The organism is Stenotrophomonas sp. YJH_SMC_53 (assembly GCF_059369995.1).
In genome coordinates, this window is sequence record NZ_JCAFTF010000009.1 from 23,404 (window position 1) to 36,115 (window position 12,712).

Consider the following 12,712-nt stretch of genomic DNA (forward strand, 5'->3'; position numbering starts at 1 on the left):
GCAGCAACCGCTGGCGGAATGCCGCTATCGGCTGCCGGTATCCAGAACAATCAAAGGGTTGCGCAACATCGCTGAGAGAACGGCGCACACGTCAATGACACGAACGCGACAATCGCGCGCGGAACGGTTTTGTCCGCGTTGTCGCGTGCGACTGTAGAGCCGAGCCCGTGCTCGGCTGATGTCGTTTGCCGCAAAGCGCAGCCGAGCGTTGGCTCGGCTCTACAGGAGAAGCGGGTTACCTTGCGCTGTCCAGCGCCTGCCGCAGTGCGGCCACGGTGGCGGTGGCGGTCTGGCTCCAGTCCGGGTCCAAGCCGCGCAGCGCCGGGTTCTGGAACTGCATGGCCGAACGCCGCAGGCCCTTGGCCGAGGCGTGCAGTTCGGTGCAGCCGCTCCGTCGCGCAACGGCCGCGATGTTGGCCGGTCCCAGCCCGGCGCCGGCCATCACCGTGATACGTCCCGCCGCTTGGGTGACCAGACCCGCCAGCACATCCGCGCCGGCCTCGGCGCTGACCTGGCCGCCCGAGGTCAGCACGCGCTGGCAACCCAGCTCAACCACCTGCTCAAGTGCCGCAGGCAGATCGCGGGCAGCATCGAAGGCGCGATGGAAGGTCACCTGCAGCGGCCCGGCGGCCTGCACCAGTTCACGGCACAGCGCCAGATCGATCCCGCCCTGCACATCCAGCGCACCGATCACCACGCCATCGCAGCCGAGCGCGCGGCACTGCGCGATGTCACGCAGCATCAGTTCGGTTTCCAGTGCGTCGTAGTGGAAGTCGCCCGGGCGCGGGCGCACCAGTACGAACAGCGGAATGGACAGGCGTTCGCGGGCGATCGCGATGCTGGCGAACGACGGCGTGGTGCCGCCCTCGGCCAGGTTGTCGAACAGTTCGATGCGATCGGCGCCGCCGGCCTGGGCGGCCAGCGCCGAGGCCAGCGAGTTGCTGGCGATCTCCAGGGTCAGCCGTGTGCTCACGCCTGGGTGCTCGTGTAGATCGACGGCGAATCACGCAGGTCATCCTGGCGCTGCGCATCGCACACCGCGTAGACGAAGCCGCGATGCAGCGCGTAAGCGCCCACCTCGCCCTGCTTGTTCATGGCCAGGAAGCACACCTGCAGCGTCTTGCTCGCTTCGGGGCGCTTGCGCACCACGCGATCGATCGCTTCGCGGCAGGCCTGCGCCGGCGAGCGCCCCTGGCGCATCAGCTCGACCACCAGGAACGAGGCCGCATTGCGGATCATCTCCTCGCCCACGCCCGAGGCAGTGGCCGCGCCCACTTCGTTGTCGACATACAGGCCGGCACCGATGATCGGGCTGTCGCCGACCCGGCCGTGCAGCTTCCAGGCCATGCCGCTGGTGGTGCAGGCGCCGGCCAGCTTACCGCGGGCATCCAGCGCCAGCATGCCGATGGTGTCGTGGTTGTCGCTGTTGCCAGGAATACTACGACGCTCAGCATTGATCTGCGGCTGGTACTTCTCGGTCTTCAGCCACTCGCGCCAGGCCGCTTCGGCCTGCGGCGTCAGCAGGTGCCTGCGTTCAAAACCCTGCTGCACCGCGAACTGCTGCGCGCCCTCGCCCACCAGCAGCACGTGCGGGCTGTTTTCCATCACTTTGCGGGCCACCGACACCGGATGCAGGATGTCCACCAGCGCGGCCACTGCGCCACAACGGCCATCACCATCCATGATGCTCGCGTCCAGGCTCAGCACGCCGTCGCGATCCGGGTTGCCGCAATGACCGACGGTGGGGTTGCACAGCTCGCTCTCAGCCCAGCGTGCGCCCGCTTCCACCGCATCCAGTGCGCTGCCGCCCTGCGCCAGCACCTCCCATGCGGCCTGGTTGGCCGGCACGCCGAAGTCCCAGGTCGAAACCACCTTGGCCCCACCCTGCGTGCGCGCCTGCACGCCCGGCAAGGCCACCATGCCTGCAGCCAGTGCGCCGGCCTGCAGGAACTGCCTGCGATCCACCATCTTCCCCTCCCAGTCTGCAATGCACGGCCGGCCCGATGCCGGCCACGCCGATCAGTCTTGCGTGGGCTGCCGTGCGGCGTACCAGACCGCTGCGCCGAGAACGCCCAGTTGGCCATGCTCCACGCGCCATACCGGCACCTGGCGCAGTACCTCGGTCAGCACGCCCTTGTTGAGGAAGCGCTCACGGAAGCGGCCATCGGCCAGGAAATCCTGCACATGCGCAGAAATGCCCCCGGCCAGGTACACCGAACGCGCACCCACCGCGATCGCTGCGTCGCCGGCCAGGCTGCCCAGCCAGGCACAGAACACCTGCAGCGTTTCCACGGCCAGCGCATCCTCGCCGCTGCGCGCGGCGCCGATCAGTGCCTCGGTGCTGCCCCACACCGGGGTGACATCGCGCAGTTCGCACAGGCACGGATACAGGTTCATCAGGCCACTGCCGGACAGCACGCGCTCGTTGTCCACGTGCGTCCAGCGCTGCAGCAGCTTGCCCAGCACCTGCAGTTCCAGCGCGTTGCCGGCGCCGAGCGCGGCATGGCCGATCTCGCTGGCCAGCACCGGACGCTCGCCGTCGGCAAAGCGCAATGCTGCACCCAGGCCGGTACCGGCGCCCAGCACCAGCGCCGGGAACGCCTGCGCCGGGTCAGCATCGCCATTGAGCGGCACCAAGGTGTCAGGCTGCAGGTAAGGAATGGCCAACGCCACCGCTTCAAAATCATTGATCAGCTGCAGCTCATGCAGCCCGGACTGCACCCGCGTGGCCGACAGCGAGACCGTCCATGGCAGGTTGGAATTGATCAGCACATCGCCATCGAGCAGGCCGGCGATGGCGACCACGGCGGCCTCTACCGGCTGGCCGAGGCCTGCGGTGAAATCAGCAAGGATCGCCGACAGGCTCGGATGCTCGGCGCAGGCATAGGTGCGATGGCTGCCCAGCAGTGGTGCCTGGCCGGGTTGCGTTTCAGCCAGCGCCAAACGGGCGAAGGTGCCGCCGACATCGGCGACAACGAGACTGCGCGGAAGACCGCCGCGGGCGGAGTCGGTGGAAACCGGGGACGCTGCTGCGATGGTCACGCTGGCCTGCTTGGATCGATTGAATCGCCCCGATTCTCAGGCATCGGGGCGGCTTTGCCTAGCGCGCCGGCGGTTCAGGTTGGACTACATGCCTTCCTGTTCGGCCACCTGCACACCATCCACCAGCACGCGCAGGCGCTGCGGGCGGAAGCCGGCGAACAACAGCGGCCGGGTGCGCTCGACCAGCACCTCATGGCCGGCGATGTGGCGCAGCCACGACTGTACCAGCGAGAACGAGAAGTGGGTGCCCGGATGCAGCGGATGCTGCACCCAGACCTTCTCGGTGGCGCTCTGCAGCAGCATCGCGCCGGTGAACCAGTGGCGGCTGAGGGTGACTGGCGTGGTGCCGGCCATGAAGCGGATATCCATGCGGGGTCCTTTCGCTGGAGCGGAGATGCGGGGGATCAGGGCTGTGCCGTCTGCAGGCTGTAGCGGGTGGTGGCGGTGAATACTGCACCATCAGGCTGGGTAGAGCGTACTTCGACCTTGTGACTGCCCACTGCCAGGTCGGTCGGCAGCGCGCCACGCCACAGGTGCGGCGACGCGGTGGCCTCCGGCGAACGGTCGTAGCCGCGCAGGCTGTCAGCCAGATCGTCAGCCACGTTCTCCACCATCAGGCGCGGATCGGGCTGACTGACCTGCTTCATCGGCTGCCAGGCACCGCCATCGACGCGGTACTCGACCACGCTGGCGTCCTCGCCCATGTAGACGTTGGCGTAGACACCCCACGCCGGATAGGCCCCCTGGCGCAGCACCTTCGGCGCATGCAGGCCGATCTGCTCGCTGGCCGGCTTGCCGGCCACGCGGTACTGCAGTTTGTAGCTGCCATTGCCGGCGACGTCCAGCAACGCGTAGCCCTTTGGCGTGCCATCACTCATGGCGCTGTCCGGCACGCCGGCGGCATCCTTCACCCCGGACCAGAATGCGCCGCAGTTGGCACCGACGTTGTATTCGTGCAGCGGCTTGTCACCGTTCCAGCCGTCGGCCTTGCCGTGGTAGACGTGCTGCTGGGTGTGGCTGTGCCCGCTGAGCACCAGCACGTTGCGGAAGTCCTTCAGCAGGTCGAACAGGCGCTGGCGGTCAGCATGACGGAAGGTCTCGCGCCCCGGCGCGGCGTCGAACAGCGGGATGTGCATGCCCAGCACCAGCAGGCGGTCCTTGTGCAGGCCTTTCAGGTAGCTGGCAAGGAAAGCGAACTGGTCTTCGCGCAGGCCACCGACATACTTCGGCCTTGCGTTGGGGTCATACACCACGTCGTCGAGGAACACGAAACTGGCACCGCCCTCTTCCACCGCGTAGGTGTCCGGGCCGTAGATGTTGCGCCAGCTGTCCAGCGAATGCTCGTCGCTGGCTGCATCGAAATCGAGGTCGTGATTGCCCGGCACATGGAACCACGGCACGCCCAGCGACGTGGTGACCTTGTTGATTGCCGGATACAGGGTCAGATCGTCGTTGACGATGTCACCCAGGGTGGTGCCCATGCGCGCCTTGGTCTGGCCGACCAGCGGCGCCACGATCGACTGCTGGTAGTAGCCGATGTCCTTCAGGCTGGCGGTCTGGGAGTCGGTGAAGACCAGCATCTGGAAGCCGCGACGGCTGTCATGGCGATCCGACTGCAGCGCGAAATCCCAGTTGCGGGTGACATCGCTGGTGGCGGCGATGCCGCCGTACTTCAGCGCCGGCGAGCCGTTCGGGCGGAAGTGGCGCCAGAACGAAGGCAGGCCGTCTGTCGCCTTCGGGAACGAATACGCATCGGGCTTGATCACGAACACGGTCTGGCCGTCACGCACCGGAAGGCTGTAGCTGCCATCGGCGGCGGTCTTGACGATCGTCTCGCCGTTGGAGACCTGCACCCCGGCCAGGCCCGGATCGGTCGCACCGCGGCCCGGCTTGCCGTCACGCTCCAGATAGACCTTGCCGGTGACCACGGTGTCCGCAGCCCAGGCCGGCGAGGTCAGCAACAGGCAGCACAGCCAGGCGGCAGGCAGTTTCATGGGAGGCATCCGGCAGAAAGAGACGCGGTATTGTAGAGCCGAGCCACGCTCGGCTGCATTGCCGGCGGGTAGTGCCGGCCGCTGGCCGGCAACCCCTCGATGCCCGAAGATGATGAGGTTGCCGGCCAGCGGCCGGCACTACCACGCTTCAACGATGGCGTTTTTCCAGCACCGCCCGCGCATCGTCCAGCGACAGACCGCGCGCGCGCAGCAGTACCAGCAGGTGGTACAGCAGGTCCGAAGCCTCACCGAGCAGCGCCTCGTCATCCTGCGCAACCGCAGCCAGAGCGGTCTCCACCCCCTCCTCACCCACCTTCTGTGCGATGCGGCGGATGCCGCCCTCGAACAAGCTGGTCGTATAGCTGCCCGGCGGGCGCTGCGCCTCACGCATCGCCACCAGCTGGTCCAGCCCGCCCAGGAAGTCCTTCGGCGCCTGGTCGAAACAGCTCTCCGCACCCGTGTGGCAGGTTGGCCCCGCCGGGCGTGCCATCACCAGCAGCGTGTCGGCATCGCAGTCGACACTGATCGATTGCACCGCCAGGACGTTGCCGGACTGCTCGCCCTTGGTCCACAACCGCTGCTTGCTGCGGCTGAAGAAGGTCATGTGGCCGATGGCCAGCGTGGCGGCCAGCGATTCGGCGCTGACATAGCCCAGCATCAGCACCTGCAGGGTATCGGCATCCTGCACCACGGCCGGCAGCAGGCCGTCGCCCTTGCCCCAGTCCAGCGCCTGCAGCGCATCCAGCGATGGCCTGACTTCAATAGACATCCCGCACCTCGATCTGCTGTGCGCGCAGGTAGCGCTTCAATTCCGGAATGGCGATGGCACCGCTGTGGAACACGCTGGCTGCCAACGCGCCGTCGACGTCGGCCTGGTCAAAGGCTTCGGCGAAGTGCTCCATCGCACCGGCGCCACCGGAGGCGATCAGCGGCACCTGGCACAGGGCCCGCGCCTGCCGCAGCTGCACGACATCGTAGCCACGGCGCACGCCGTCGCTGTCCATGCAGTTCAGCACGATCTCGCCAGCGCCACGCCGTTGAGCTTCGACGATCCAGTCCAGGGTACGCAGCGGTACCGCCTGGGTCTTGTCCGGGTCGCCACTGAAACGGCGCACACGCCACTGGCCGTCCGCTTCACGTACCGAGTCGACGCCCACCACCACGCACTGCACGCCGAACTCGTCGGCCAGTTCAGTGATCAGTTCCGGGCGGCCCAGCGCGGGGGAGTTGATCGACACCTTGTCGGCACCGGCGAACAACACGCGACGCGCGGCTTCCACGCTGTCGATGCCACCGGCCACGCAGAACGGAATGTCGATCAGGCGCGCGATGCGCTCGATCCACGCCACGTCCACCGAACGCGCCTCGGGGCTGGCGCCGATGTCATAGAACACCAGCTCGTCGGCACCCTGGTCGCGATAGCGCTGCGCCAGCTCGGCGATGTCGCCCATGTCGACGTGATCGCGGAAGCGCACGCCCTTCACCACGCGGCCATCGCGCACGTCAAGGCAGGGAATGATGCGGCGGCTCAACATGCCAGCGCCTCGCTCAGGTCCATGCGCTGCTCCAGCAGTGCCTTGCCGAGAATCGCACCACCGCAGCCAGCGGCACGCGCCTCGGCCACATCGGCCACGTCACGGATGCCGCCGGACGCCTGCACCGCCACCCCCGGCAGCAATGCCGACAGGTGCTGGTAGAGGCCGATATTGGGCCCGGCCAGCATGCCGTCGCGGGCGATGTCGGTGCACAAGAGGTGGCGCATGCCGGCGCGCGCGTAGCGCTGGGCCAGGTCATCCAGGGTCACCCCGGCGTTCTCGGTCCAGCCGTGCACCGGCAGCTGCCACTGCCCCTGTGCGTCCTGGCGCGCGTCCAGCGCAATCGTGATGCGCTCGGCGCCAAATTCCTCCAGCCAGCCGACCACTTCATCGGGGCGGCGCACCGCCAGCGAGCCGACCACCACGCGGCCGGCGCCAGCATCAAGCATGCGCGCCACATCGTCGCGGCCACGCACGCCACCACCGGTCTGCACCTGCAGCGGCGTCTGCGCGCGGATCGCCGCCAGCAGCGGTGCCAGCGTATAGCCACCTGCGCGTGCAGCATCCAGGTCGACCAGATGCATCCACTGCGCGCCCTGTGCGGCGAAGGCCTGCGCGCGCGGCAGCGGATCGTCGCCGTAGGAGGTTTCCTGCGCGTAGTCGCCCTGGCGCAGCCGCACCACGCGGTCATCGCGGATATCCAGCGCGGGGTAGACGATGAAACTCATGCAGCAGTGCCCTCAAGGAAGTTGCGCAGCATCAGCGAGCCGGTCTCGCCGGAGCGCTCGGGATGGAACTGCGCGCCGTAGTAGCGCCCCTGCTCCACCACGGCAGTGAACAGCCCACCGTGATCGCACGCCGCGACGGTGTGGGCATTCAGCGGCGCCGCATAGCTGTGCACGAAATAGGCGCTGGCGCGCTCCGGCACACCCTGCAACAGCAGCGACTCCCGTAGCGGCAGCAGCCGGTTCCAGCCCATGTGCGGCACGCGGATGCCACAGGCCGGCACCAGCTTGCGCACCACGCCCGGAATCAGTCCCAGTGTTTCTACGCCCGCTTCCTCGGAGCGTTCGAACAGCAACTGCATGCCAAGGCAGATGCCCATCAGCGGCACCTGCAATCGCTGCAGCGGTTCCACCAGGCCCTGCGCGTGCAGGCGCTGCATGCCGGGACCTGCGGCGCCGACACCGGGCAGGATCACCCGCTGCGCACCCACCAGTTCGTCCGCATCGCGCACCAGCCGCACCGTCGCGCCCAGGCGCTCCAGTGCGTAGCGCACCGAGCCCAGGTTGGCACCACCGGCATCGATCAGCGCGACGTCGCTCACAATGCCCCCTTGGTGCTCGGCAGTGCCGTGCCCTGCCGGGCCAGCGCCGGGCGCAGTGCGCGCGCCAGCGCCTTGAAGCAGGCCTCCACCTTGTGGTGATCGTTGTCGCCGCGTACCTGCAGGTTGAGGTTCAGGCCACTGGCATCGCACAGCGAACGGAAGAAGTGCGGCACCAGCTCGGTCGGCATGTCGCCCACCCGCTCGCGCTTGAACTCGCCCTCGAACACGAAGTACGGGCGGCCGCTGAAGTCCAGCGCAGCGCTGGCCAGGGTCTCGTCCATCGGCAGGGTGAAGCCGTAGCGGCCGATGCCGCGCTTGTCGCCCAGCGCCTCGCGCAGGGCCTGACCCAGCGCCAGCCCGGTGTCCTCGATGGTGTGGTGCTCGTCGATGTGCAGGTCGCCCTCGGCCTGGATGTCCAGCGCGAACCCGCCGTGCTTGCCGATCTGTTCCAGCATGTGGTCGAAGAAGGGCAGTCCGGTGGCGATGCGCGCATCACCGGCACGGTCCAGATCGAGTTCAACGCGGATCTTCGTCTCCTTGGTGTTGCGCTGGACCACGGCAGTACGCGGCGCGTCGGCCAGCGCATGGGCGATGCCCGGCCAGTTCCACTCGCCACCGAACTGTTCGGTGCGCAGCTGGAAGCCACGGATGTTGAGGTTGTCGGCGAACTGCAGGTCGGTGATACGGTCCCCCACCATGCCCGAACGCGCCCAGTCGATGCTGCGGTCCTGCAGGTAGGCGGTCATCAGGCCGATGCCCGGCTTGCGCGTGGGCGCGTTGTCCTGCGGCCAACTGCAGTCGATCAGCACGTCACGGAAGGTGATGCCCTGGCTCTCGAAGATCTGCAGCATCAGGTCGTTGGGGCCATCGAAGCTGGCGCGTGGGTAGCTGTCGCTGCCCAGGCCATCCTGGTTGGTGACGATCACGAACTGGTAGCCGGCATCACGCAGCTTCAGCAGCGCCGGGATCACCTGCGGCACGAAGCGCAGCTTCTCGTAGGCATCGATCTGGAAATCGGACGGCTCCTCGATGAGGGTACCGTCGCGGTCGATGAACAGGATCGGGGTCATGCTGCGGCCCTCCGCGCCGACAGGGCCGCAAGCACGCGGTCGTTCTCTTCGGGACTGCCGATACTGATGCGCAGTGCATCACCCAACTGCGGCGCGGCGCGCTGGTCGCGCACCACCACGCCCACAGCCAGCAGCGTATCGAACGCGGCCTGCGCATCGGCGAAGCGAACCAGCAGGTAGTTGCCGGATGAGCGGTAGACGCGACGCACGCCGGGCAGGCCCGGCAGCGCCTCGCGCAGGCGTTCGCGCTCGGCAATCACCGTGGCTACGCGCTCGGCGGTGATGGTCAGCGCGGCGGGTTGCAGCGCCTGCACCGCCAGTTCCGCGCATGGCGTCGGCACCGGGTACGGCGCCTGGCAGCGGCGCAGCACGGCAATCAGCTCCGGGGCGGCGATCAGGGTGCCAACGCGGGCGGCGGCAAGAGCGTGCGCCTTCGACAGCGTGCGCAGCACCGCCAGATTCGGGTTCGCGGCCAGCAGCGTGGTCGCCGACGGACGCTGCGCGTACTCGACATAGGCCTCATCCACCACCACCAGTGCTTGCCCGCGCAGCGCCACCACCACCCGCTCGACTTCGTCCAGGGCGATGTCACTGCCGGCCGGGTTCGACGGGGCGCACAGGAACACCAGCTTGGCACCCTGCGCCTTGGCCGCGTCGACCACCGCATCCAGATCGGCACGCAGGCCATCTTCGCTGTCCACCAGCGGCACTTCAATCAATGCGGCGCCCTGCAGGCGTGCGCAGACGGCGTACATGCCGAACACCGGCGGCGTGACCACCACGCCGTCGCGGCCCGGCACGCACAGCGCGCGCACCAGCAGATCAATGGCCTCGTCGCTGCCGCGGCCGACCAGCAGCTGCTGCGGCTGTACGCCATACAGTGCGGCCAGGCTTTCACGCAGCGCCAGCGGTTGCGGCTCCGGATAGCGCCGGCTGCTGCCAGCCGCGTCGGCCGTATTGGCCCAGGCGGACTCGTTGGCGTTCAACCAGACCTCGCCCTGCACCGCTGCGCTGCGTGCCGAGCTGTAGCCGGCGAACGCCTGCAGATCCGGGCGCACCAGTGCCAGCACGTCATCAATGGCGGCGCTCATGCGGCGGCCTCCATGCGCAGGGCCACCGCACGTTCGTGCGCGTCGAGGCCCTCGGCAGTGGCGATGGTGCGCGCGCAGCCGCCGATCGCGGCCAAGCCGGCGGCGCTCGCGCTCTGCACGCTGATCAGGTTCTGGAAGCTGGCAACGCTCACGCCGCTGTAAGCACGCGCGGCGCCGGCGGTGGGCAGCACGTGGTTGGTGCCGCTGCAGTAGTCACCCAGTGCTTCGGGGGTGTAATCGCCGAGGAACACCGAGCCGGCCGCCTGCACCTTGTCCAGCCAATCGCGCGGTTCACGCAGCGCCAGGATCAGGTGTTCGGGCGCATAGCGGTTGCTGATCGCGAAGGCCTCGTCCAACGAATCGACCTGGATCAGGCGCGACGCTGACAGCGCCTGCCGCGCAATCTGCTGGCGCGGCAGCAGGGCCACCTGGCGCTCGACCTCAACCTCGACCGCGGCCAGCATCGCGGCATCGTCGGTCAACAGCAGCACCTGTGAATCCGGGCCGTGCTCGGCCTGCGACAGCAGGTCGGCGGCGACGAACGCCGGATTGGCGCCAGCGTCGGCAATCACCAGCACTTCGGAGGGACCGGCCGGCATATCGATGGCGGCGGCGCCCTCCTGCGCGACCTGCTGCTTGGCTTCGGTGACGAAGCTGTTGCCGGGCCCGAACAGCTTGTCGCAGGCCGGAACGCTGGCGGTGCCATAGGCCATCGCGGCGATCGCCTGCGCGCCGCCCAACTTGAACACGCGCTGCACGCCGGTCAGGCGCGCGGCTACCAGCACTGCCGGATCGGCGCTGCCGTCGGTGCGCGGCGGCGTGCACAGCACCACCTGCGGGCAACCGGCCAACTGCGCCGGAACGCCCAGCATCAACGCGGTGGACGGCAATGGCGCGCTGCCAGCAGGTACGTACAGGCCCACCCGGCCGATCGGGCGCAGCATGCGTTCGCAGACCACGCCCGGCGCGGTTTCAACTGCATAGCCTTTACCCATGCCGGCGGCGTGGAAGCGCGCGATGCGCTCGGCGGCGTCCACCATCGCCTGGCGCAGTTCGGCGGGCACGGCCGCTTCAGCAGCGGCGAATTCGGCTTCGGAGACTTCAAACGAGGCCAGCTCGACACCATCAAAGCGCGCGGTGATCGCACGCAGCGCATCGTCGCCCTGTGCACGCACCTGCGCGATCAGGGCCGTCACGGCATCGCGGGTCTGCTGCGCCACGGTCTGCACCGGGCGGGTCAATGCCGCGCTGCGCGCGGCCTCATCAAGTTGGGACCAGATCAGACGGTTCATGCCAGCGACCGCTCCACGCTCAGTACCATCAGGCCCTGCGCACCCGCGCGCTCGAGTTCTTCCATGCGCTGCCAGCTCAGCGGGCCGGGGCACATGGTCTGCAGGCGCAGCGCACCGCCATCGGCCGGCAACCGCACCAGCGGCTCGGCATCGGCCAGCAACTGCGCCAGCGCGTCGACACGATCCTCGCTGGCGCGGAACATCAGCAGCTTGCGGTCCTGGCGCTGCACCACGCCATCGAGGCGGCGCAGCAGCATCGCGCGCAGCGATGCACGTGCATCATCGGGCACCCGTACTGCACCGGCCAGCACCGCCTCGCTGTCGAGCAGGTTGTGCACCGGGGTCAGCTGATTGGCGCGCAGGGTGGCGCCGCTGGACACCAGATCGCAGATCAGGTCGGCGGTGCCCAGACGCGGGGCGATTTCCACCGAACCGGACAGCTCGACCACCTGTGCGTCCACCCCCTGCTCGGCCAGCCACTGCGTGAGGATGGCCGGGTAGCTGGTGGCGATGCGGGTGCCGGCCAGCTGCGCCGGACCCTGCCACTGCCATTCCTCCGGCACTGCCAGCATCAGCCGGCACTGGCCGAAGCCCAGCCCGCGCAGCGCCTGATAGGCGTCCGGCAGGCCGACCTGGCGGCGTGCCGCGGCCTGTTCGTCCAGCTCGTTGCGGCCGACGATGCCGAGGTCGCAGACGCCGTCGGCGATCAGGCCGGGGATGTCGTCGTCGCGCACCAGCAGCAGGTCCACCGGCAGCGATTCGCCGTAGCAGAACAGCTTGTCGCGGCTTTCGCGCCAGCTCAGGCCACAGGCGCTGAGCAGGTTACGGGCGGGCTCGGCCAGCCGGCCACTCTTCTGGATGGCGATACGCAGCCGGTCTCGTGCCGGCGCTGCCTGGGTTGCACTCATGGGGGAGGTCTCGAAGTTCGGAACGGGGCGCGGATCAGCGCGAAGCAAGGCGGTCGATGGCAGCGGCATAGCCTCGATGGCCGTGCTCGAGCGTGCGCGCCACCCGTCCGGTGGTGGTCACGCTGACCCCGGTGCGCTCGTGGATCTCGCGGTACGGCACGCCCTGCTGCAGCAACGGCACCACCTTCCAGCGGTCGGCCATGGCTTCCAGTTCGGCCGGAGTGCACAGGTCGCGCAGGAAGGCTTCCACCTGCTCCGGCTCGCGCAGGGCGGCAAAGGCCAGGGCCAAGGATTCCAGGTCGGCCTTCGGGTCTTTGGCGGCAATCTCGGGGCGGGCTTTCACGGGGGTCGTTTCCATGCATCAATGTAATAGCGCGTTAGTACATTAGCGCATTCTTGCGCAGTGCGTCAAATCGGGGGTTGAGGGGGCGGCAAGGCTGCTGCCCTGCACCC

The 12,712-nt window shown here is 68.4% G+C and carries 14 protein-coding genes; all 14 read right to left on the reverse strand.

Going from position 1 to position 12,712, the window contains the following annotated elements; all coding sequences use genetic code 11:
• Positions 1-235 precede the first annotated feature (235 nt).
• The 14 genes from AC5P7X_RS14895 to AC5P7X_RS14960 all read right to left on the reverse strand — a co-directional run bounded on the left by AC5P7X_RS14895 (position 236) and on the right by AC5P7X_RS14960 (position 12,602).
• Positions 236-973 carry a copper homeostasis protein CutC gene (locus AC5P7X_RS14895; RefSeq protein WP_253135575.1) on the reverse strand — a complete coding sequence of 246 codons (738 nt, stop codon included), beginning with the start codon at positions 971-973 and terminating at the stop codon, positions 236-238.
• Complete coding sequence (locus tag AC5P7X_RS14900; RefSeq protein ID WP_095377680.1) at positions 970-1,968, reverse strand: glycosylasparaginase; 999 nt, start codon at positions 1,966-1,968, stop codon at positions 970-972. Before AC5P7X_RS14900 ends, AC5P7X_RS14895 begins: the two co-directional genes overlap by 4 nt.
• Positions 1,969-2,019: 51 nt before the next feature.
• Positions 2,020-3,042: a glucokinase gene (locus tag AC5P7X_RS14905; protein WP_346608002.1), complete on the reverse strand. Its 1,023-nt coding sequence runs from the start codon at positions 3,040-3,042 to the stop codon at positions 2,020-2,022.
• Between the two features lie 84 nt (positions 3,043-3,126).
• On the reverse strand, positions 3,127-3,411 hold the full coding sequence (locus tag AC5P7X_RS14910; protein ID WP_005409434.1) for a hypothetical protein: 285 nt from the start codon (positions 3,409-3,411) through the stop codon (positions 3,127-3,129).
• Between the two features lie 35 nt (positions 3,412-3,446).
• Entirely contained in the window at positions 3,447-5,036 is a 1,590-nt protein-coding gene (locus tag AC5P7X_RS14915; RefSeq protein WP_171956871.1) for a calcineurin-like phosphoesterase C-terminal domain-containing protein, read from the reverse strand.
• A gap of 148 nt (positions 5,037-5,184) precedes the next feature.
• The gene (hisIE, locus tag AC5P7X_RS14920; protein ID WP_053499873.1) at positions 5,185-5,805 is read right to left on the reverse strand and encodes a bifunctional phosphoribosyl-AMP cyclohydrolase/phosphoribosyl-ATP diphosphatase HisIE; all 621 of its coding nucleotides are present in this window, start codon (positions 5,803-5,805) and stop codon (positions 5,185-5,187) included.
• Entirely contained in the window at positions 5,795-6,571 is a 777-nt protein-coding gene (hisF, locus tag AC5P7X_RS14925) for an imidazole glycerol phosphate synthase subunit HisF (protein ID WP_329842588.1), read from the reverse strand. The genes hisIE and hisF overlap by 11 nt, the downstream gene beginning before the upstream one ends.
• On the reverse strand, positions 6,565-7,299 hold the full coding sequence (gene hisA / locus AC5P7X_RS14930; RefSeq protein WP_495215074.1) for a 1-(5-phosphoribosyl)-5-[(5-phosphoribosylamino)methylideneamino]imidazole-4-carboxamide isomerase: 735 nt from the start codon (positions 7,297-7,299) through the stop codon (positions 6,565-6,567). Before hisA ends, hisF begins: the two co-directional genes overlap by 7 nt.
• A complete protein-coding gene (gene hisH / locus AC5P7X_RS14935) occupies positions 7,296-7,898 on the reverse strand; it encodes an imidazole glycerol phosphate synthase subunit HisH (protein ID WP_065177579.1) in 603 nt (200 codons plus the stop codon). The genes hisA and hisH overlap by 4 nt, the downstream gene beginning before the upstream one ends.
• Complete coding sequence (hisB, locus tag AC5P7X_RS14940) at positions 7,895-8,968, reverse strand: bifunctional histidinol-phosphatase/imidazoleglycerol-phosphate dehydratase HisB (RefSeq protein ID WP_053499882.1); 1,074 nt, start codon at positions 8,966-8,968, stop codon at positions 7,895-7,897. The genes hisH and hisB overlap by 4 nt, the downstream gene beginning before the upstream one ends.
• Positions 8,965-10,059: a histidinol-phosphate transaminase gene (hisC, locus tag AC5P7X_RS14945; protein ID WP_495215076.1), complete on the reverse strand. Its 1,095-nt coding sequence runs from the start codon at positions 10,057-10,059 to the stop codon at positions 8,965-8,967. The genes hisB and hisC overlap by 4 nt, the downstream gene beginning before the upstream one ends.
• Entirely contained in the window at positions 10,056-11,351 is a 1,296-nt protein-coding gene (gene hisD / locus AC5P7X_RS14950) for a histidinol dehydrogenase (protein WP_495215078.1), read from the reverse strand. The genes hisC and hisD overlap by 4 nt, the downstream gene beginning before the upstream one ends.
• On the reverse strand, positions 11,348-12,259 hold the full coding sequence (gene hisG, locus AC5P7X_RS14955) for an ATP phosphoribosyltransferase (protein ID WP_053499888.1): 912 nt from the start codon (positions 12,257-12,259) through the stop codon (positions 11,348-11,350). Before hisG ends, hisD begins: the two co-directional genes overlap by 4 nt.
• A gap of 34 nt (positions 12,260-12,293) precedes the next feature.
• Entirely contained in the window at positions 12,294-12,602 is a 309-nt protein-coding gene (locus AC5P7X_RS14960; RefSeq protein WP_083297606.1) for a YerC/YecD family TrpR-related protein, read from the reverse strand.
• Positions 12,603-12,712 lie beyond the last annotated feature (110 nt).

Excerpts from the sequence above, each read along its gene's own strand:
- AC5P7X_RS14900 (WP_095377680.1), bottom strand. The coding sequence starts at position 1,968 with ATGGTGGATCGCAGGCAGTTCCTGCAGGCCGGCGCACTGGCTGCAGGC.
- AC5P7X_RS14910 (WP_005409434.1), bottom strand. The coding sequence starts at position 3,411 with ATGGATATCCGCTTCATGGCCGGCACCACGCCAGTCACCCTCAGCCGC.
- AC5P7X_RS14915 (WP_171956871.1), bottom strand. The coding sequence starts at position 5,036 with ATGAAACTGCCTGCCGCCTGGCTGTGCTGCCTGTTGCTGACCTCGCCG.
- hisIE (WP_053499873.1), bottom strand. The coding sequence starts at position 5,805 with ATGTCTATTGAAGTCAGGCCATCGCTGGATGCGCTGCAGGCGCTGGAC.
- hisF (WP_329842588.1), bottom strand. The coding sequence starts at position 6,571 with ATGTTGAGCCGCCGCATCATTCCCTGCCTTGACGTGCGCGATGGCCGC.
- hisA (WP_495215074.1), bottom strand. The coding sequence starts at position 7,299 with ATGAGTTTCATCGTCTACCCCGCGCTGGATATCCGCGATGACCGCGTG.
- hisB (WP_053499882.1), bottom strand. The coding sequence starts at position 8,968 with ATGACCCCGATCCTGTTCATCGACCGCGACGGTACCCTCATCGAGGAG.
- hisC (WP_495215076.1), bottom strand. The coding sequence starts at position 10,059 with ATGAGCGCCGCCATTGATGACGTGCTGGCACTGGTGCGCCCGGATCTG.
- hisD (WP_495215078.1), bottom strand. The coding sequence starts at position 11,351 with ATGAACCGTCTGATCTGGTCCCAACTTGATGAGGCCGCGCGCAGCGCG.
- hisG (WP_053499888.1), bottom strand. The coding sequence starts at position 12,259 with ATGAGTGCAACCCAGGCAGCGCCGGCACGAGACCGGCTGCGTATCGCC.